A 19139-nucleotide genomic window follows, 5' to 3' on the forward strand; every position below is an offset into this window, starting at 1 on the left:
TTAATTCGCATGCATGAGGCATAGCATCCAGATGTCGCCGGAATGAGCCGCGGGTTCGCAGCCAGGCCAGGCAGGGCGACCGCGAGCCACGGCCCGCGCCGAGGGGAAGGGACGATGATGGCGAAGCCGGTGACCGTCCTGGCGCTCTTGACCGATCTCGCCCTACCGACCTTCGGGTGCATGGAGCTGCAGCCCGCGCGCTTCGACGCCGAGGCTCGGCGGCTGTCGGTCTCGGCTCATATCGGGGCCGAGTTCGCGGACGGCCAGGGCTTGGTCCGCGGCGGCTTCTTCGCCGCCGTCTTGGACGACGTCATGACCGGCGCCGTCATCCTGGCGCTCGGCGGCCAGGCCGAGCCGCGGCTCCTCACCCAATCGCTCGACTACTTGTGCGGCGCTGGCCCAGGCGAATTCACCGCCGAAGGATGGGTGGTGAGCGTCGGTCCGGACTACTGCCTAACGCGGGGGGAGCTTCGCGGACCGAACGGTGAGCTCGCCGCCATGGCCCAGGGCGTGGTCGCGCGGAACACAGGCGACGGCTGAGCCGATGACGGCGGCCTGACGATCCAAATGAGAGGGAAAGACACATGACCTACGCCCTTGTCACGGGCGCCTCGTCGGGGATCGGCGCGGTCTATGCCGATCGTCTCGCGGCGCGCGGCCACGACCTGATCCTCGTCGCCCGCCGCGGCGATCGGCTGGAGGCCCTGGCCGCGAGACTGCGCCAGGACCACGGACGGCAGGTGGAGGTTCATCCCGCCGACCTCGGCGACCCGGAGGACCTCGCGCGGATCGAGGCGCTATTGATCGCGCGTCAGGACATCGCGGTGCTGGTGAACAATGCGGGCCTCGGCGCCGGCGGCCCCAGCGTGTCGGCCGATCGCGACGCCGTGGAGACCCTGGTCAAGATCAACGTTCTGGCGCTCACGCGGCTGTGCCTTGCCGTCACGCCCCGGTTCGCGGCGCGCGACGACGGGCTGATCATCAATCTCGGGTCGGTGATCGCGGTCATCCCGTCGGCGACCGCCGCGGCCTATAGCGGCTCCAAGGCCTATGTCCTCAACTTCTCCCGCTCCCTGCAGAGCGAGTTCTCCAAGACGAACGTGAAGGTGCAGGTCATCCTGCCTGGTCCCGTCCGCACCGAGTTCTTCGGCGACCGGCCGCCGCCGTTCCCCGATGAGCTCGTCATGTCTCCCGAGACCGTGGTCGACATCGGGTTCCAGGCGCTGGACCAGGGCGAGCTCGTGTGCTGGCCGACCCTGCACGACCTTCAGGCCTGGACGGTCTTCGACGATGCGCGGCGGACGCTTAGCAAGGCGATCAGCCAGAACGCCGTTCCGCCGGCCCGCTACGGCCTGCCCGCCCCAGAGGCGGCATGACGGCCATCCCAACCCCAGTTCCAGGAGACCTTCGATGAGTGAAACCGCAGTCCAGGTGGGCCGCGTCCGTCAGGAGCGCCACGGCCACATCCTGAAGATCGTGATCGACAATCCCGGCAAGATGAACGCCTTCAGCCCCGAAATGATGGAGGAATTGTCGGCGGCGTTCACCGTCCTCGACCGCGACGACGACCTCTGGGTCGGGGTCCTGTGCTCGGAGGGCGAGCATTTCACCGCCGGTCTCGACATGCCCAAGTTCTTCGGCCCCAAGGCTGTGAAGCTTGACCGGCCGGCGGGCAATATCGACCCCTTCGGACTGGAGAACCGCTGCCGCAAGCCGGTGGTGACAGCGATCCAGGGGGTCTGCTTCACCATCGGAATCGAGATCATGCTGGCCGGCGACATCGTGGTGGCGGCCGACAATGCGCGGCTGTGCCAGATGGAGTCCAAGCGGGGGATCGCGCCGCTTGGCGGGGCGCACTTCCGCTATGTCACCCGCGCCGGCTGGGGCGACGCCATGTACCACCTGTTGCTCTGCGACGAGTTCACGGCCGCCGAGGCGCACCGCATCGGCCTCGTCCAGGAGGTGGTGGCCCCCGGCCAACAGGTCGAACGGGCGATGGAGCTTGCCGCGATCATCGCGAGGAACGCGCCGCTGGGCATCCAGGTGACCAAGGAGGCCGGCCTCAAGTTCATCGAGGCCGGCGAACGCGCCGCCATCGACGTCATCCCCGCAATCCGCGCGCGGGTGATGGAAAGCCAGGACGCCAAGGAAGGCATCCAATCCTTCGTCGAACGCCGCGCGGCGGTCTTCCAAGGCCGCTGAGCCAAGAGGCGTCGGGGAAGGGCGCCTTTTGGGCGGATCGTGGTCTTGAACCGGCCGCGATCCGTCGACCTTCCATGCAACGGACAAACCCCATGACGACCTATTCGCCGCCCATCGACGACTACCTGTTCCTGCTGCACGACGTCCTGCGCGTTCAGGCGCGGCACGACATCGCCGGCTTCGCCGACCTGGAGCCGGACCTGACGCGGCAACTCCTGGAGGGGGCGGGCGTCTTCCTGCGGGAGGTGTGGCAGCCGCTGAACCAGGTTGGTGACGAAGAGGGCTGCCGCCTGGAGAACGGCGTCGTGCGCACGCCCGCCGGCTTCGGCGAGGCCTATCGCGGTTACTGCGAGGCCGGCTGGAACCGGCTGAGCGCCCCGGAGGCCTTCGGCGGCGCCGGTCTGCCAGGGGTCATCTCGCAGGCAGTCTCCGAAATGGCCTCGTCGGCCAACGCCGCGCTGTTCCACTATCCCGCCCTGACCAACGGCGCCTGCTCGAGCCTGATCCTCACCGGCGCGCCCTGGATGCTCGAGCACGTCGTTCCGCAGATGGTCAGCGGCGACTGGTGCGGCACCATGTGCCTGACCGAGCCCCACTGCGGCACGGACCTGCGGCTGATGAAGACCCGGGCCGTCGCCCAGCCCGACGGCTCATACCGGATCACGGGCGCCAAGATCTTCATCTCAGGCGGCGACCACGACCTGACCGAGAACATCGTCCACCTGGTGCTCGCCAAGCTGCCCGACGCGGAGGGCCGCTATTCCGACGACCTGGCCACCGTGAGCCTTTTCATGGTTCCCAAGGTGCTGATCGACTCCGAGACGGGCGCTCTGGGCGCCCGCAACGGCGTCACTGTGGGCAGCCTCGAGAAGAAGATGGGGCTGAAGGGCAGCGCCACCTGCGTGCTGAACTTCGACGACGCCATCGGCTACCGGCTGGGGACGACGAAGGCTGACGCCCCGCCCGGATCGAAGTCCGCCGGCATGAGCGGCATGTTCCACATGATGAACCACGCCCGCCTGGGCACGGGGCTGGGCGCGGTGGCGGCGGCCGAGGTCGCCTATCAGAACAGCGCGAGCTACGCCCTGGAGCGGCGATCCGGCCGCGCGGTCGACCCGGCCGATCGCACCGGGTCGGCGGCGGATCCGATCATCGTCCACCCGGACGTGCGCCGCATGCTCCTGCAGCAGCGCGCCTTCGTCGAGGGCGCCCGGGCCGCGGCCCTCTGGGTCGCCGAGCTGCTGCACGAAGAGCAGGCCGGCGCCGAGCCGGCGCAGCGGCGGCGTGCGGCGGGCCTCGGCCAGCTCCTGACTCCCGTCATCAAGGCCTATTTCTCCGACCGCGGGTTCGAGGGGACCAATGCCGCGGTCCAGGTATTCGGCGGCCACGGCTATATCCGCGAGAACGGCATGGAGCAGTTCGTCCGCGACGCCCGGATCTACCAGCTCTACGAGGGTTCCAACGGCATCCAGGCGTTCGATCTGGTGGCCCGGAAGCTGCCGTCTGACGGCGGGGCGGCGGTCACCGCCTTCCTCGACGAACTCCGGGCGATCGCGGCGTCGGCCGAGATGTGCTCGGCAACGCTGGACGTCTATGCGGGAAACCTGCTCCGTGGAGCCGAGGCCATCGAGGAGGTGGTCGCCTGGCTTCGGCAAGCCGGCCAGGACCGTGGCGAGACCCTGGGCGCGGCCTCCTACGACGTGCTCAACCTGTTCGGCGTGGTGCTGGTGGGCGCCTTCTGGCTCCGCATGGCCGTCGTGGCCGAAACAAAGCTCGCCGCCGGCGAGGGCGACCCGATCCTACTGCGCCGCAAGCTCGTGCTCGCCCGCTACTGGTTCGAACGCGAAATGCCCGCCGTCGACACCTTCCTGCGGCGCGCCCAGTCCGGCGCCGACGGGCTCATGGCCCTCGCGGCTGACGCCTTCTGACGGCGCCACCCCCCATTCCACTTTAACCCGACCTTCAGGACGACCGACATGACCGCTCCCAACCTCTTCGACCTCACCGGCAAGACCGCCCTGATCACCGGCGGCTCGCGCGGCCTGGGCCTACAGATCGCCGAGGCGCTGGGCGACGCTGGCGCGCGCCTGGTGATCTCCTCGCGCAAGCCCGCCGACCTGGAGGTCGCCAAGGCGCACCTGGAAGGCCGCGGCGTCACTGTGGACTACATCGTCGCCGACAACGGCAAGGACGAAGACATCCTGCGGCTGGCCCATGAGGCCATCGCCAAGCTCGGCCGGGTCGACATCCTGGTCAACAACGCCGGCGCCACCTGGGGCGCGCCGGCCGAGGATCACCCGATCGAGGCCTGGGACAAGGTGATGAACCTCAATGTCCGCTCCCTGTTCATCCTGTCGCAGCAGATCGCCAAGCGTTCGATGATCCCCAACCGCTACGGCCGGATCATCAACCTGGCCTCGATCGCCGGTCTCCGCGGCGGCGCCGGGGTGATCGCCTACAACACCTCCAAGGGCGCGGTGGTGAATTTCACCCGCGGTCTGGCGGCGGACTGGGGCCCGCATGGGATCACCGTCAACGCCCTGGCCCCGGGCATGTTTCCCTCGAAGATGACGGCGGGCGTCTTCAAGGAAAAGGGCGTCGACCATTTCGCCAACGGGGCGCCGCTGCGGCGGGTCGGCGACAGCGAGGACCTCAAGGGCGCCGCGCTCCTGTTTGCGTCCGACGCCGGCAAGCACATCACCGGCCAGACCCTCGCCGTTGACGGCGGCGTGACCGCGGTCTGAGCGCAGGGCTCGCATCGGCCGCGCCACGAACCATTGAAACGGCATTCTGCATGTCGAGTAGCACTCAGAAGTGCGACGAGCGAGCGCTGAGCGGCGGTCACGGAGGACTGGGATGAGCACTGTCGAGACGCACAAGACCGCCTGCATCCTCTGCTACGTGAACTGCGGCCTGGAGGTCGAGGTCCAGGGCCGGCAGATCACCAAGGTTCGCGGCGATCGGGACAATCCGAGGTCCCAGGGCTACCTCTGCCAGAAGGCGGGGCGCATCCCGTTCTACACCAACAACATAGCCCACCGGCTGACCACGCCGCTGCGGCGCACGCCGGCCGGCGACTTCGAGCCAATTGATTGGGACACGGCGATCGGAGAAATCGCGGCGAAGCTGAACGCGATCCGGGCCGAGCACGGGGGTTACGCCTTCGGCTTCTACGGCGGCGGCGGGCAGGGCAACACCCTGGGCGGCCCCTACGGCCTGGCGCTCTCCAAGGCGATGGGATCCTCCATCTTCTACAACGCCCTGTCGCAGGAGAAGACCGGCGACTACTGGGTGAACGGGGAGATGTTCGGCGCCCAGAACTGCCACACGGCCGAGGACATTGACCACACGGATCTGCTGGTGGTGATCGGCTCCAATCCCTGGATGGCCAACGGCTTCACCCGCGCCCGCGAGGCGGTCGCCGAGATCCGCAAGGACCCCGCCCGCAAGCTCCTCGTCGTCGATCCGCGGCGCACGGAGGTGGCGGAGCACGCCGACCTGCACCTGCGCCTGCGGCCGGGGACGGACGCCTTCCTCCTCGGGGCGATCCTGGCGATCATCGTGCGCCGCGGCGGTGAGGATCGCACCTTCATAGCGGCCCACACCGAGGGTTTCGACGCGGTGCGGGACGCGCTCCTGGACATCCCAGTGGACGACTGGATCCGGGTGGCCGACGTCCCGCGCGCCGAGGTCGAGGCGGCGGTGGACATGATCCTCGCCGCACCGTCCATGACCGTGCGCGTGGACGTTGGGCTGCAACAGGCCCGCAATTCGACGCTGAATTCCTATCTCGAGAAGCTGCTCTTCCTGCTCACCGGGAACTTCGCCAAGCGCGGCGCCAACGGGCTCCATGCCTGGCTCGCGCCGCTGATGGGCCACTCCCGGCCCGACGACGTGGCGCCGGTCACTGGGCAGTTGAAGATCGCCGGCCTCCTGCCGCCCAACATGCTTCCGGCGCAGATCCTGACGGACCATCCGGAGCGCCTGCGCGCATTTTTCGTGGACTCCGCGAACCCGGCCAACAGCGTGACCAACACCGCCCTCGTGGAGCAGGCCTTCCGGGCCCTCGACCTGATGGTGGTGATCGACGTCGCCATGACCGAGACGGCCCGGCAGGCCGACTATGTGCTGCCCGCCGCCAACCAGTTCGAGAAGTGGGAGAACAGCCTCTTCACCTACGAGTATCCCCGCAACTATTTCCATGTCCGGGCCCCGCTCTTCCCGCCGCTCGAGGGGACGCTCGTCGAGGCCGAGATCTATGCGCGGATCGTGCGCGCCATGGGAGACCTGCCGGACGACCGGACCCTCGCCGAACTCCGGAACCTGGCGGCGAACGACCGCCCGGCCTTCTCGCAGGCGTTCCGGGCGCTTACGCGCAGCGACCCCAAGTATGGCGCCATCGCCGCGGTGATCCTCTACGAGACCCTGGGGGCGACGCTCCCGGGCGGGGCCGCCGCGACCGCGCCCTGGTGGCTTCCCGCCCACCGCTTCGCCGCCGAATTCGGCGAGAGCGTCCACCGGGCGGGGATCGAGGGGGAGGGGTTCGAGCTCGGGGAGAACCTGTTCGCGGCGATCCTGTCGGAGCGCTCCAGCGTCGCCTTCAGCGACCTGGACTACGAGGACACCTGGAGCCTGATGAAACATCCCGACCGGCGCGTGCGCCTGGCCGTACCGGCGATGCTCGACTGGCTGAAGCGCCTCGATCCCGCGGACGCTGAGCCGGACCCGGACTACCCGTTAATGCTGATCGGCGGCCAGCGGCGCAACTACAACGCCAATCAGATCATGCGCGACCCGCGCTGGCGCAAGACCGATCCGCACGGCGCGCTACACCTTCATCCCGACGACATGGCCGCCGCGGGCGGCTTGGCGGGGGGCTGGATGGCGGTGGAAACCCGCGTCGGACGGATCGTGGTCAAGGCCGAGGTCGACGAGAACCTGAGGCCGGGCCAGGCCTCGCTGCCCCACGGCTATGGCCAGATCTACGACACCCCGGGCGGCCAGGTGACGGTGGGCCCCCGGCTGAATGTGATCACGGACTGCGACGACTGCGACCCCATCGCCAAGACGCCGTACCACAAGAACGTCGCGATCCGGGTGAGCCGCCCGACCGCGGCCGAGATCGCGGCGATGGAAGAGCAGGCGGCCCGGCTGGGGGAGGTCGCCTGATGCGCGCCACGCCGTCCGAGCCATCGAACCAATTGTCTCCGGCACGCCGGTGGAACCGATAGGGGAACCGCCCATGGGCGAAATTCTGCAGATCCGCGATCGCAGCCACGTGCGCACGATCGTGCTCAACCGGCCGGAGAAGAAGAACGCACTCAGCCAGGCCTTGGCCTGGGGCGTGATCGGGGCGGTAGAGGACGCGGCGAAGGACGACGACGTCTGGGTCGTGGCCATCACCGGGTCCGGCGACGCCTTCTGCGCGGGACTCGACCTGTCCGACGCCGAGCCGCATTCCCCGTTTACCCCGCAGACGGCTCAGCTCGACGACATCGGCTGGGTGGGTCACTTCCTGCTGTCGATCCGCAAGCGCTGCGACAAGCCGGTCGTCGCCGGCGTGAACGGGGTCGCGGTGGGGGCGGGGCTCGGGCTTGCGATGGCGGCCGACGTGCGCCTCGTCAGCCGCAGCGCTCGGCTCATGGCGGGCTACACCCGCATCGGCGGCTCGCCCGATGCCGGGCTGACCATAACCCTGCCGCAGGCGATCGGCTACGAGCGCGCGATGCGGTTCATGATGGAGAACCGCATGTTGGTGGGTGACGAAGCTGTCGCCTGGGGACTGGCGGGGGAAGCCGTGGACGACGCCGCGTTCGCCGACCGGCTGCAGGCCTACTGCGACGAGCTTTGCGCCTGGTCGCCGATCACCCTTCGCCTCCTCAAGCGCGGCATCGTCGCCGCGACCGACTCCGTCGACATGGAGCACCAGCTCCGCTTCGAGGTGGCCAATATCCACCGGGCCTTCGCGAGCCAGGACGGGCAGGAGGCGCGTCGCGCCTTCCTCGAAAAGCGCGCGCCGCGGTTCACGGGCCGATGATCGCCCGTCCCCCCGCCGGAGGCGCCTGGGCCCCTTTCGAGGTCCGCTGGAGCGAGGCCGAGATCGAGGCGGTGCTCGAAAAGGTGCGCAACTACCCCTGGCCGTTGACCGCGCAGGTGGCGGACGGCTGGGCCTATGGCTGCGACCCGGCCTACCTGCGGGCGCTGTGCGATCAATGGACGGGCGCGTGGGACTGGCGCGCCGCCGTGGCTGACCTCAACCGCTTCCCGCAATATACGGCCCGGGTCGACGGCTTCGACCTGCACTTCCTGCACGTGGTGGGCGAGGCCAAGGGCAAGCGGCCGCTGCTGCTCAGCCACGGCTGGCCGGGTTCGCACTACGAGTTCTGGCGCACGATCGAACCCCTGGCCTTCCCCAGCCGCTTCGGCGGCGAGGCCTCCGACGCCTTCGATCTCGTGATCCCGTCGCTCCCGGGCTTCGGGTTCTCCTCCAAGCCTTCGCGTCCGATCGGGCCGCGCGCGACCGCCCAGCTCTTCAACACCCTGATGACCCAGGTGCTGGGCTACCCGACCTACCTGGCCCAGGGCGGCGACTGGGGCGCGATGGTCACCTCCTGGCTCGGCCGCGAGCACCGGGCCGCGCGCGCCATCCACCTCAACATGCTCTGGTTCCGGCCGCGCGGCGGCCCCGCCACGGAGGCGGAGACGGCGTGGGCCAAGGCCCAGGAGGCGCTGGAAGCCAGCGTCGGCGGCTATTTCCGCCTGCAGGTCTCCAGGCCGCAGTCGATCGCCTGGATGGGCGCCGGCAACCCGGTCGGCCAGGCGGCCTGGATCGCGGAGCGCTTCCACGACTGGTCGGACCTGCGGTTCAAGCCGCTGGACGAGGTCCATGCGAAGGACAACCTCCTCACCAACATCATGCTCTATGTGATGACCGGCAGCTTCACGACGGGCAGCTGGTTCTATCGCGGGGCCTTCGACGAGGGCGGGTTCATCGTCGAGCCGGGCGAGCGCTGCGAGACGCCCACCGCGTTCGCCAGCTTCCCGGGGGAGGGCCGGCTCAAGCCGCCGCCGCGCTCATTCGCCGAGCGCGCCTACAACATCGTGCGCTGGACGGACATGCCGCAGGGCGGCCACTTCGCGGCCATGGAGGAGCCCCGGCTGTTCGTCGATGACGTGCGGGCCTGGGCGCGCGAGCAGGACTAAGTCGCGGCAAGCGCGAACCCAACACACGCACACTCCGGGGCTTTCGAATGGCGTCGACAAACGCGCGCCTCGACAATCCCCCGCAGAACCGCTTGGGCATGGATCTCATCACGAGCTTCGGCGCGGCCGTTCAGCGGATCGGCGCCGACCCGGCGATCCGGGTGGTCCTCTTGTGGGGAAGGCGCCGGACTTCTGCCACGGCGGCGACTTCACGAACTGGCTCTGGGTTCGCGTTGCGCTGCGCGCACTCATTGCCCGCTCAATAGGGCTTGCCATTCCTGCTTAGACTATTAAGTGCTATTTTGGAACTGGATATTGGGCGTCGGCGCTGCGCAATCACGACCCGGTCGTCGGCGCGGGGGGGATCACCGCCGCGATCATCTCGGGATCGCGGCGACAGAAGGGCGAACATGATGTTGACGGTGGAATTCTATTTCGATTTCGGCAGCCCCAATGCCTATCTGAGCCACAGGGTGATCCCGCAGATCGAGGCGCGGACTGGCGCGACCTTCGAGTACGTGCCGGTGCTCCTGGGCGGGATTTTCAAGGCGACAGGCAATCAGTCGCCGGCCACGGCCTTCGCCGGCATCAAGAACAAGTTGGCCTACGATGGGCTCGAGATGCGGCGGTTCGTGGAACGGCACGGCATTGCGCAATTCCGCTCCAATCCGCATTTCCCGGTCAACACCCTGCAGCTCATGCGCGGCGCGGTCGCCGCTCAGGTGGCTGGGGTGTTCGAAAGCTATGTCGAGAGCGTCTACGCAGACATGTGGGAGCGTGGCCGAAAGATGGACGACCCGGAGGTCCTCCGCGCCGCCTGGTCGGAGGCCGGCCTGCCGGTCGAGGAACTGCAGCGGCTCATCCAGACCGACGAGGTCAAGAGCAGGCTGATCGCCAACACCGAGGCGGCCGTAACCAAGGGCGCGTTCGGCAGCCCGACCTTCATTGTGAATGGGACGGAACTGTTCTTCGGCAAGGACCGCTTGCGCGACGTCGAGGAAGAGATTGTCCGTCAGCAACACGTCCGCGAACGGGCCTGAGCGACCCTGCTTCTTTCCGCCGAAGCCTCAGCGGTTCTTTGGCTCCCACAATCTTCAACTCAGGACCTGGAAAGACATGCCGAACAAGGAATCTAAGGGCGTCTGTCTCGTGATCGGGGCCGGCGACGGCGTCGGGAGCGCGATCGCCAAGGCATTCGCGCTCGATGGCTTCGAGACCGTGATCACCCGTCGGGCCCGCAATCTCGACCAACTCGAGGTGACCGCCCAGGACATTCGGGCGCGGGGCGGGGTGGTCCACGCCAAGGGCGTCGACGCGCGCTCTGAGGAGGAGACCATCGCGCTCTTTGCCGAGATAGAGCGTGATATTGGCCCGATCGAGGTGGTGGTGTTCAACATCGGTGCAAACGTGCGGTTCAGCATCGAGGAGACCACGGCGCGCGTCTTCCACAAGGTCTGGGAGATGGCCTGTTTCGCGGGCTTCCTGGCTGGGCGCGAAGCCGCCAAGGTGATGGTCCCGCGCGGTCACGGCAGTATCTTCTTCACCGGCGCCACGGCCAGCATCCGCGGTCGGGAGGGCTTCGCTGCTTTCGCTGCGGCCAAGGCCGGCCTTCGGATCGCCGCCCAGAGCATGGCGCGCGAACTCGGCCCCAAGGGTATTCACGTCGCGCACATCATCTGCGACGGCTCGATCGACGGGGTGTTCTCTCGGCAAAACATCCCCGACCTGGAGCAGCGTCTGGCGGAAGACCGGGTGCTGAAGACCGATGACATCGCCGAAACCTACCTCGCCCTGCACCACCAGAAGCGCTCGGCCTGGACGCACGAACTCGATCTGAGGCCCTGGAGCGAGCCGTTCTAGCTGCGGCTCGCGCCCCCCGCCATAGCCTTATTTCCGGAGGCCTTCATGCGTGAAGCCGTCATCGTTTCCACCGCCCGCACCCCTATCGGAAGGGCCTATCGCGGCGCCTTCAACAACACCCACGCCCAGGCGCTGGGCGGTCACGCGATCGGCAACGCGGTCCAGAGGTCCGGCGTGGCGGGCGAAGAAATCGACGATGTGGTGATGGGAGCCTCACTGCAGCAAGGCTCGACCGGTTTCAACATCGGCCGCCAGTCGGCCTTGCGGGCCGGTCTGCCGGTGACGGTGTCGGGCCAGTCGATGGATCGCCAGTGTTCGTCGGGCCTGATGGCCATCGCCACGGCGGCCAAGCAGATCATCGTCGATGGCATGAGCATCACAGTCGGCGGTGGCGTCGACTCGCTGTCCCTGGTGCAGAACGAACACATGAACATGTTCCGCGCCGCCGACCCGGCGCTGCTGGCCAACCATCCAGGCGTCTATGCGCCGATGATCGAGACCGCGGAACTGGTGGCCGAGCGCTACGGGATCAGCCGCGAGGCCCAGGATGACTATGCCCTGCAGTCCCAGCAGCGCACCGGGCAGGCCCAGGCCGATGGCCGGTTCGATGCTGAAATCGTTCCCCTGACGACGATCATGATCGTCGTCGACAAGGCCACCGGCGCCCACAGCGAGCGGGAGGTCACCTTGTCGGCCGACGAGGGCAATCGGCCCCAAACCACCCTGGCCGACCTGCAGAAGCTGCAGCCGGTGTGGAAGGGCGGCGGCTTCGTCAAGGAAGGCAAGTACGTCACGGCCGGCAACGCCAGCCAGCTGTCGGATGGCGCATCGGCCTCGGTGCTGATGGAGGCCAAGGCGGCCGAACGCCGGGGTCTGACGCCCCTGGGCGCCTATCGCGGCATGGCTGTCGCGGGCTGCGCGCCCGAGGAGATGGGCATCGGTCCTGTGTTCGCGGTTCCCAAGCTGCTCAAGCAGCACGGCCTGACTGTCGACGACATCGGGATCTGGGAGTTGAACGAGGCCTTCGCGAGCCAGGTGCTCTATTGCCGCGACAGGCTGGGCATTCCCAACGAGCGGCTGAACGTTTCGGGCGGCGCGATCTCAATCGGCCACCCCTATGGCATGACCGGGGCCCGGGCGACGGGTCACGTGCTGATCGAAGGCAAGCGGCGTGGCGCCAAGTACGGTGTCGTCACCATGTGTGTCGGTGGCGGCATGGGCGCGGCAGGACTGTTCGAAATCCTCTGAGCGGCTGAGCGTAAACGCTCAGCTTCGACCAGGTGATCGCCCTGAGCGTTGTCAGCGCCGGCAATTCAAAGGCCGATGCGCGCGCCGGGAGACGTCGTCGAAGTCTTGAAACGCGCAGCCTGGGCGGATGACGACGCGGGCGGCGGTTGGCAGGGAGTTCGACTGGGTGGACCTTGTGTCCAAGGAACTAACGGCCATGACCTTGGCCACCTTGTTCGTGAAGCTCTTAAGGCTAGGACGCTCCCCATCCCTGGCCTGGGTCGTGCTTCCGGGTTCCATTCTAGAAACTAGTCAGTCCCGATGCTGCGGAAGATGGCGCTGGCGTTCACGCCGCCGAACCCGAAACTGTTGGTCATGGCGTGGGTGAGGCCCTCGACCGGGCGGGCGGCCCGCAACAGGTCGATCCCGGCCGCTGCCGCGTCCGGCTCGACCAGGTTCAAGGTGGGCGGCAGGTGTTGGTCTCTAAGGGCGAGCACGGTGAACGCCGCCTCCAGCGCGCCCGCCGCCCCCAGCAGATGGCCGGTCGACGACTTTGTAGCTCCGACGGCGACGCGGGCGTCTCCGAACACCGCGTGAATGGCGCGAAGCTCACAGGCGTCCCCCATCGGCGTCGAGGTCGCGTGGGCGTTGAGGTAGCCGACCACGGCCGGCGTGACCCGCGCTTGCGCCAAGGCCAGGCGCATAGCGCGCTGCGCGCCTTCCCCATCCGCGGGCGCGGCGGTGATGTGATGGGCGTCGGCGCTGGTCCCGTAGCCCACGAGTTCCGCCAGGGGTTGCGCGCCCCTCGCCATCGCGTGGTCCAGGGCCTCGAGCACCAGCATGGCCGCCCCCTCGGCGAGGACGAACCCGGCCCGCTTGGCGTCGAAGGGGCGCGACACCGCTTCGGGATGGAGTTCGCAACCGGTCGCCAGGGCGCGGGCGGCGCCGAACGCGCCGAACACGAGAGGGTGGAGGCAAGCTTCCGAGGCGCCGCAGATCGCGACATCGGCCTCGTCGGCGCGGATCAGGCGCGCCCCATCGCCCAGGGCCTGAAGTCCGGCCGCGAACGCACCCTGCGGCGCGCCAATGGGCCCCTTGAAGCCGTGCCGGATTGAAATCCAGCTGGCCCCCATGCTTCCCAGGAAGGTCGGCAAGGCGAAGGGCGACAGCCGTGAAGGTTCTTGGTCCTCGCCGGGGCGGACCGCGTTGGCGATGGATTCCAATCCGCCAAGGCTGGAGCCGACAACCGTCGCGATTCGGGCAGGATCGGTTTGACCGCGGTCCAGGACGCCGGCCGCGCGAATGGCTTCGTCGGCCGCGACGAGCGCGAACTGGACGAAACGGTCCATCTTGCGTCGGTCGCGAGCGCTGGCGGCGGCATCGGGATCGAAGCCGCCCTGCGGGTCCACGTCGGGCCCGAGGACCGCCCCCGCCACGATGGGCAGTCGGGCGCTCGTCGGCCATCCCGGCCAGCGTGGCATGCTACGGACGCCCGACCTGCCTGCCAGCAGCCGGGACCACGCCAGCTCGGTTCCGCAGCCAAGCGGCGAGACGACGCCCAGGCCGGTGACAACAACGCGACGCATTAGGTCAACTTTCGCTCAGGCCCGCCGACGCTCGGCGCGATGGTTCCGATGCTCGGGAAGCTCTCCGGCTGGCGGGCGCTTCAACTCGAAATGGCGCGCTATCGAGCTGGGGCCTTGATCCTTCCCCCAAGTGCGTTCAAAAATAGCATTCACTCAGGTCGTAGCCAATGGTGGATTGCGACCCTCGTCAGGCCAAGGCCGAGCGACACGAAAGGAAGCGACCATGAGAACCCGGATCACCGACCTCTTCGGCATTGAGCACCCGATCATACAAGGAGGCATGCACATGGTCGGGTTCGCCGAGATGGCGGCCGCGGTGTCCAACGCCGGCGGCCTGGGCCTGATCACCGGCCTGACCCAAGGCACGCCCGAGAACCTCGACAAGGAAATCCGCCGCTGTCGGGAGATGACCGACAAGCCGTTCGGCGTGAACCTGACCTTTCTGCCTTCGGTGACGCCCCCCGACTATCCAGGGTTCGTCAGGGTGATCATCGAGAGCGGCGTCAAGGCGGTGGAGACGGCCGGCAACAATCCCCAACAGTGGCTGCCGGCCCTCAAGGACGCCGGGATCAAGGTGATCCACAAATGCACCTCCGTGCGTCACGCGCTGAAGGCCGAGGCGATCGGCTGCGACGCGGTGAGCGTCGATGGCTTTGAGTGCGGCGGCCACCCGGGTGAGGATGACGTCCCCAACTTCATCCTGTTGCCGCGCGCCGCTGAGGAACTGAAGGTCCCCTTCGTGGCCTCTGGCGGCATGGCCGACGGCCGCTCGCTGGTCGCGGCCCTGGCCCTCGGAGCCGACGGCATGAACATGGGCACCAGGTTCCTGGCCACCAAGGACGCGCCGGTCCATCAGAACGTCAAGGACGCCATCCTTGCGGCCTCGGAGCTCGATACGCGCATTGTCATGCGTCCGCTGCGCAACACCGAGCGGGTGCTGAAGAACGCCGGCGTCACGCGATTGCTCGAGAAGGAGCGCGCCCTGGGCGCGGCCATTACGTTCCAGGACATCGCCCCGGAAGTGGCCGGCGTCTATCCGGCGGTCATGCAGCGCGGCGAGATGGACGCTGGAGCCTGGTCCTGCGGCATGGTCGCAGGTCTGATCAACGACATCCCCACCGTCCAGGCGCTCATCGACCGGATCATGGCCGAGGCCGAAGCGATCATCCGCCGCCGCCTCATCGGATCGCTGGAAGGCAATATCGAAGCCCTGGCCCAACCGCGCGAAGCCGCTCTGGCCTAGGAGGTCTGGCCTCGGCGAAAGGCCCGGCGCCCATGGGCGGCGGGCCTCACCGGCTCTGGCGGTCAAAGGACAGGCCCCCGACCTCGACCAGGACACGCGCCTCCTGCACGAGTCGATCGAACAGGTCGCCGCCGATCCGGAGCCGCAGCTCGTCCTGCGCTTCCCGCCACTTGGGGACGGCCTGCACGAGTAGCGAGTGTCCGCGATCCGTCAGGCGGATCAGCTTTTCGCGGCGGCTCCGCCCTGGCACGACCTCGAGGAGCGCCAACCTGTGTAGAACCCCCACGTTGCGCGCCATGGTGGTGCGGTCGGTTTCCATGTGTCGCGCCAAACCAAGCATCGTCACCTCGCGCAAGTAATAGAGACGCATGAGGATAGAGACCTGCGCGGGACCCACGCCAAGATCCCCGACAAAGGCCGCATAGTACTTGTTGATGGCGCGATTGGCGGACCTCAGGCCCTCCGCGAGGCAGACATGCGGCGTGCGGCGCATCTCGTCAAGAAGGGGGATCGAGCGATCATGAGTCATCCCGCCGATATACATCCATAGCCGTTGGCGGCTCAAACGTTTCGGTAAGTGTGATTTTAGTACTAGACTTCGTTGACAGGCGATTGGTGTGTAGCTACACCTCTTTGCCTGAAGGGGGTTCAGGAGTGGGTCTCGCGGGATGGGGAGCGCGCAGGATGTCGCGTCCAACATCGCCCCGCCCGTCGCTCCTGCACGCTCCACATGTTCCGGCCAGCGGCCGCAAACGCACCATCACAAGAGCGGCTGAAAACAGCCGTCGATAGGGAGGAATACCGTGGGACAAACCATTCCCAGGGCGCTTTCGTATGCGCTCTTCGCCACAGCCTTGTCAGGCGCCTGCCCCGCGCTTGCGCAGACCGCGTCGGCCGCCGGAGCCGGACCGAGGGACGGGGCCGAAAGCACGAGCCTCGACGAGATCGTGGTCACCGCGCGACGCCGCGAGGAGGGTCTCCAGTCCGTGCCCGTGGCGATCTCGGCCTACGACGGCGGCGCGCTGGCGCGCGCCGGCGTGAGTTCCGCCCTTGGCATCGCGCGCATGACGCCCGGCGTCACCATGACGGAATTCAACATCGGGGAGCCGCAGACCTACATCCGGGGTGTCGGCTCGCAGACCGATTCCGCCGCGTCGGAGTCCTCCGTCACCGTCTCCATGGATGAGGTTCCAATCGGCCGGGGCGGCGTCGCGCCCGCCGCCTTCCTCGACCTCGCCCGCGTCGAGGTTCTGCGCGGGCCGCAGGGTACGCTCTACGGCAAGAACGCCTCGGCCGGCATGATGAGCTACTACGCCAATCGTCCGACGGATGAACTCTCCGCCATCGTGGAAGCCTCGGCCGGCCGCTTCGACACCTACGGCGGCAAAGCGATCGTGAACCTGCCTCTGCAGCCAGGCGTCAGCTTGCGGGTGGCTGCGCAGTACTCGGACAGCGGCGGCTATGGTCGCAACGTGGTGTCAGGCGAGCACTTGTCCGGCGGCGAACGCTATGCAGGACGAGCCACCCTCCGCGCGGAGGGTGGCCCGTGGACCGTGCTCCTCAGCGCCGACTACTCTCATGACGATCTCGACGGAGACGCCCGCCACGTTGTCGGCGGCGCGTTCTCGAATCAGGCGCTGTTCAACCTTCTGAACACCCTGCAGGCGGGCAACAGCGTCTGGGACTCCGCGGCCTCTCCCGGCAAGTTCCAGCGGCGCCGCAACTACGGGCTGGTGGGGCGGGTTGAGTATGACGCCGGCTGGGCCACCATCACGTCGCTAACCGGCTACCGCGACAACCGCTACAGCCTTGCCGCCGACTACGGCAGCGTGCCCGCGACGCGGTTTCCGTTCCACGTGGACGATTTCGTCAATGAATCTGCCGACCAGTTCAGCCAGGAACTGCGTTTCAACTCACCGGGCGAGTCCCCGCTCCAGTGGGTCGCGGGACTGTTCTTCTACACCGACACAACGCTGCGCCGCGAGCGCTTCGAGGTGCTGTCGCGGGCGCCCTTCCCACCCCAGCTGGGCGGCGACAATACCTCCTTCCAGGACGCGGACAGCCACAGCTACGCCGCCTTCGGCCAGGTGACGGCTCCGTTCGCCGACATCTGGGAGCTGACGGTTGGCGGGCGGATCACCCGCGATAGCCGCCACGTCTTCCAGCAGGCCATTCACAATGGGCCGCCGGGGCAGGGGCTGGGCTTCCCGTTCTTCCCCGGAAGCGCCTACGCCGTGCCGGTGAAGGCGAGCTTCACCAAGCCGACCTGGCGCGCCAGTCTCAGTGTGGAGCCCGCCGAGGGCAAAAAGTTCTACCTGAGCTACGACCGCGGCTACAAATCCGGAACCTTCACGAGCCAGGCGCAGAACAGAACCCAGGCCACGTTCCTGGTCCAGCCGGAGAAGCTGGACAACTTCAACCTCGGCATGAAGACCGAATGGTTGGACGGCCGACTGCGCTTGAACGCGGACGCCTACTACATCGACTACAAGGATCTTCAGGTCTTCGAGTTCGGGAGCACCTTGAACTTTGTGCTGGCGAATGCCGACGCCACTATCAAGGGCCTGGAGGTGTCGGCCGTGGCGGCGCCGACCCGGTGGCTCACTGTCGGGGGAACCACGAGCTATCTCGACGGGCAGTTCGACACCAATCCGGTCTTCGCTGGCGCGGTCCTGCCCTACAAGGGCAACCGCCTCTCCCGCGCGCCTAGGTACAAGGCCTCGATGTTTGCCGAAACCCGCGCAGACGTCGGCGGCGGGGAGCTTCTGGGGCGGCTGAACTACGACTACCAGAGCAGCTTCTTCTACGATCCCGCCAACGGCCCAGCAAGCCGCCAGGCAGCCTACGGCCTGCTCGGGGGCTATTTATCCTGGGCGCGCGAGGACGGCTTGAAGATCGCCCTGACCGCGGACAACCTCACAAACAAGCGCTACTCGGTGCACAATATTGTCTTCCAGGGGATGGGGCTTCGGCTGTTCGCCCCGCCGCGGAACTATTCGGTCACGGTGTCGAAACGGTTTTAGCCGAACGGGACTTGCGAAAAGCGCGTCACTGTCAGACCGGGATCTACCCAGCGGGCGCGATATGAGTCGCGCCCGCCACACCGGTTAGGACTCGTTGCGGGTCCGGCGCGCCGCCGTCTTGGCGGGTTCGATCTTCCAACGCCCGATGTCCGGCTGGGTCAGCTCAGGGTCTCTTCACGGATGGTCTTGCGGGCGGCCCAGAAGCAGCCGAAAGCTCCGACGCCGAACAGGCTCCCGACCACAAGCGCCCACCGGACCCCTTCCGCGGGGCCTAGGCCGAAGCCGTGGTTGAAGATGTCGGAGGTCGCGCCCACCATGATCGGCCCAAGCCCAAACCCGAGCAGGTTGACGATGAAGAGCAACACCGCCGCCGCGGTCGCTCGCATGTGGGGGGGCACCACCGACTGGGCCGTGCCGTAGACCGGACCGAACCACAAGGTGCCCATGAAGCCGTTCAGCGCCATGAGGCACAGCGCTACGCTTGCCTGAGGCGTCGTGACGGCGAGAATGAAGACGGGAATGGACAGCAGGCTTGCTGCGGCAGGCGCGAGCATCCAGGCCCGCAGATCTCGAGCGCCTAGGCGATCCGACAGCCAGCCGCCGCTTAGTGCGCCCAGGGCGCCGCTCAAACCGCTGACCAGCCCTAGCGCTAGACCCAGGAACCCAATCGATTTCATTTGGAAGCCGGCGATTTCGCTCGCCTGGGCCGCGAGTTTGGCGACCTCGACCGAGTGGTTCCGCAAGAAGAACGAGGCCGTGAACGGTCCAGCGCCAAAGGCTATGAAGGCCTTGATG

At 67.6% G+C, this 19139-nt stretch carries 16 protein-coding genes; 13 read left to right on the top strand and 3 right to left on the bottom strand.

The genetic code is table 11. The features are described 5' to 3' along the window. Positions 1 to 117 precede the first annotated feature (117 nt). The 11 genes from Q8Q88_RS16355 (at position 118) to Q8Q88_RS16405 (ending at position 12513) form a co-directional block, all read left to right on the top strand. The gene (locus Q8Q88_RS16355; RefSeq protein ID WP_305676248.1) at positions 118 to 540 is read left to right on the top strand and encodes a PaaI family thioesterase; all 423 of its coding nucleotides are present in this window, start codon (positions 118 to 120) and stop codon (positions 538 to 540) included. Positions 541 to 584: 44 nt separating this feature from the next. Further along, positions 585 to 1376, top strand: coding sequence for an SDR family oxidoreductase (locus tag Q8Q88_RS16360; RefSeq protein WP_305676249.1), 792 nt, complete (start codon positions 585 to 587; stop codon positions 1374 to 1376). A gap of 34 nt (positions 1377 to 1410) precedes the next feature. Continuing rightward, positions 1411 to 2202: a crotonase/enoyl-CoA hydratase family protein gene (locus tag Q8Q88_RS16365; protein WP_305676250.1), complete on the top strand. Its 792-nt coding sequence runs from the start codon at positions 1411 to 1413 to the stop codon at positions 2200 to 2202. 92 nt (positions 2203 to 2294) lie between these two features. Then, entirely contained in the window at positions 2295 to 4130 is a 1836-nt protein-coding gene (locus Q8Q88_RS16370) for an acyl-CoA dehydrogenase C-terminal domain-containing protein (protein WP_305676251.1), read from the top strand. 48 nt (positions 4131 to 4178) lie between these two features. Then, positions 4179 to 4946: an SDR family oxidoreductase gene (locus tag Q8Q88_RS16375; RefSeq protein WP_305676252.1), complete on the top strand. Its 768-nt coding sequence runs from the start codon at positions 4179 to 4181 to the stop codon at positions 4944 to 4946. 112 nt (positions 4947 to 5058) lie between these two features. After that, positions 5059 to 7371 carry a molybdopterin-dependent oxidoreductase gene (locus Q8Q88_RS16380; RefSeq protein ID WP_305676253.1) on the top strand — a complete coding sequence of 771 codons (2313 nt, stop codon included), beginning with the start codon at positions 5059 to 5061 and terminating at the stop codon, positions 7369 to 7371. A gap of 73 nt (positions 7372 to 7444) precedes the next feature. Then, positions 7445 to 8239, top strand: a complete 795-nt coding sequence (locus Q8Q88_RS16385) for an enoyl-CoA hydratase/isomerase family protein (protein WP_305676254.1) — start codon at positions 7445 to 7447, stop codon at positions 8237 to 8239. Next, positions 8236 to 9405, top strand: coding sequence for an epoxide hydrolase family protein (locus tag Q8Q88_RS16390; protein WP_305676255.1), 1170 nt, complete (start codon positions 8236 to 8238; stop codon positions 9403 to 9405). The genes Q8Q88_RS16385 and Q8Q88_RS16390 overlap by 4 nt, the downstream gene beginning before the upstream one ends. A gap of 410 nt (positions 9406 to 9815) precedes the next feature. Next, positions 9816 to 10445 (top strand): 2-hydroxychromene-2-carboxylate isomerase, encoded by a 630-nt coding sequence (locus tag Q8Q88_RS16395; RefSeq protein WP_305676256.1) that lies wholly within the window; start codon positions 9816 to 9818, stop codon positions 10443 to 10445. A gap of 76 nt (positions 10446 to 10521) precedes the next feature. Then, positions 10522 to 11265: an SDR family NAD(P)-dependent oxidoreductase gene (locus Q8Q88_RS16400; protein WP_305676257.1), complete on the top strand. Its 744-nt coding sequence runs from the start codon at positions 10522 to 10524 to the stop codon at positions 11263 to 11265. A 45-nt stretch (positions 11266 to 11310) separates the two neighbouring features. Further along, a complete protein-coding gene (locus Q8Q88_RS16405) occupies positions 11311 to 12513 on the top strand; it encodes an acetyl-CoA C-acyltransferase (protein ID WP_305676258.1) in 1203 nt (400 codons plus the stop codon). Positions 12514 to 12800: 287 nt separating this feature from the next. On the opposite strand, the gene Q8Q88_RS16410 is transcribed toward Q8Q88_RS16405, so the two are convergent. Next, on the bottom strand, positions 12801 to 14078 hold the full coding sequence (locus Q8Q88_RS16410) for a beta-ketoacyl-ACP synthase (protein ID WP_305676259.1): 1278 nt from the start codon (positions 14076 to 14078) through the stop codon (positions 12801 to 12803). A 223-nt stretch (positions 14079 to 14301) separates the two neighbouring features. Here Q8Q88_RS16410 and Q8Q88_RS16415 point away from each other — a divergent pair, with 223 nt between their 5' ends. Next, positions 14302 to 15321 carry a nitronate monooxygenase family protein gene (locus Q8Q88_RS16415; RefSeq protein ID WP_305676260.1) on the top strand — a complete coding sequence of 340 codons (1020 nt, stop codon included), beginning with the start codon at positions 14302 to 14304 and terminating at the stop codon, positions 15319 to 15321. Positions 15322 to 15367: 46 nt separating this feature from the next. Here the strand turns inward: Q8Q88_RS16415 and Q8Q88_RS16420 are convergent, their stop codons facing one another. Next, on the bottom strand, positions 15368 to 15850 hold the full coding sequence (locus Q8Q88_RS16420; RefSeq protein WP_305676261.1) for a MarR family winged helix-turn-helix transcriptional regulator: 483 nt from the start codon (positions 15848 to 15850) through the stop codon (positions 15368 to 15370). Positions 15851 to 16124: 274 nt separating this feature from the next. Between Q8Q88_RS16420 and Q8Q88_RS16425 the strand changes: the two genes are divergently transcribed. Continuing rightward, the gene (locus Q8Q88_RS16425) at positions 16125 to 18344 is read left to right on the top strand and encodes a TonB-dependent receptor (protein ID WP_305676262.1); all 2220 of its coding nucleotides are present in this window, start codon (positions 16125 to 16127) and stop codon (positions 18342 to 18344) included. Positions 18345 to 18502: 158 nt separating this feature from the next. On the opposite strand, the gene Q8Q88_RS16430 is transcribed toward Q8Q88_RS16425, so the two are convergent. After that, a partial coding sequence (locus Q8Q88_RS16430; protein ID WP_305676263.1) for an MFS transporter occupies positions 18503 to 19139 on the bottom strand: 637 nt, incomplete at its 5' end.

It is taken from the genome of Phenylobacterium sp., assembly GCF_030697925.1.
In the GTDB taxonomy this organism is placed as follows: Bacteria; Pseudomonadota; Alphaproteobacteria; order Caulobacterales; family Caulobacteraceae; genus Phenylobacterium.

Coding starts and splice junctions, on each gene's coding strand:
- Q8Q88_RS16365 (WP_305676250.1), top strand. CDS start 1,411: ATGAGTGAAACCGCAGTCCAGGTGGGCCGCGTCCGTCAGGAGCGCCAC.
- Q8Q88_RS16415 (WP_305676260.1), top strand. CDS start 14,302: ATGAGAACCCGGATCACCGACCTCTTCGGCATTGAGCACCCGATCATA.
- Q8Q88_RS16375 (WP_305676252.1), top strand. CDS start 4,179: ATGACCGCTCCCAACCTCTTCGACCTCACCGGCAAGACCGCCCTGATC.
- Q8Q88_RS16395 (WP_305676256.1), top strand. CDS start 9,816: ATGATGTTGACGGTGGAATTCTATTTCGATTTCGGCAGCCCCAATGCC.
- Q8Q88_RS16405 (WP_305676258.1), top strand. CDS start 11,311: ATGCGTGAAGCCGTCATCGTTTCCACCGCCCGCACCCCTATCGGAAGG.
- Q8Q88_RS16360 (WP_305676249.1), top strand. CDS start 585: ATGACCTACGCCCTTGTCACGGGCGCCTCGTCGGGGATCGGCGCGGTC.
- Q8Q88_RS16370 (WP_305676251.1), top strand. CDS start 2,295: ATGACGACCTATTCGCCGCCCATCGACGACTACCTGTTCCTGCTGCAC.
- Q8Q88_RS16400 (WP_305676257.1), top strand. CDS start 10,522: ATGCCGAACAAGGAATCTAAGGGCGTCTGTCTCGTGATCGGGGCCGGC.
- Q8Q88_RS16380 (WP_305676253.1), top strand. CDS start 5,059: ATGAGCACTGTCGAGACGCACAAGACCGCCTGCATCCTCTGCTACGTG.
- Q8Q88_RS16410 (WP_305676259.1), bottom strand. CDS start 14,078: ATGCGTCGCGTTGTTGTCACCGGCCTGGGCGTCGTCTCGCCGCTTGGC.
- Q8Q88_RS16420 (WP_305676261.1), bottom strand. CDS start 15,850: ATGACTCATGATCGCTCGATCCCCCTTCTTGACGAGATGCGCCGCACG.
- Q8Q88_RS16355 (WP_305676248.1), top strand. CDS start 118: ATGGCGAAGCCGGTGACCGTCCTGGCGCTCTTGACCGATCTCGCCCTA.
- Q8Q88_RS16390 (WP_305676255.1), top strand. CDS start 8,236: ATGATCGCCCGTCCCCCCGCCGGAGGCGCCTGGGCCCCTTTCGAGGTC.
- Q8Q88_RS16385 (WP_305676254.1), top strand. CDS start 7,445: ATGGGCGAAATTCTGCAGATCCGCGATCGCAGCCACGTGCGCACGATC.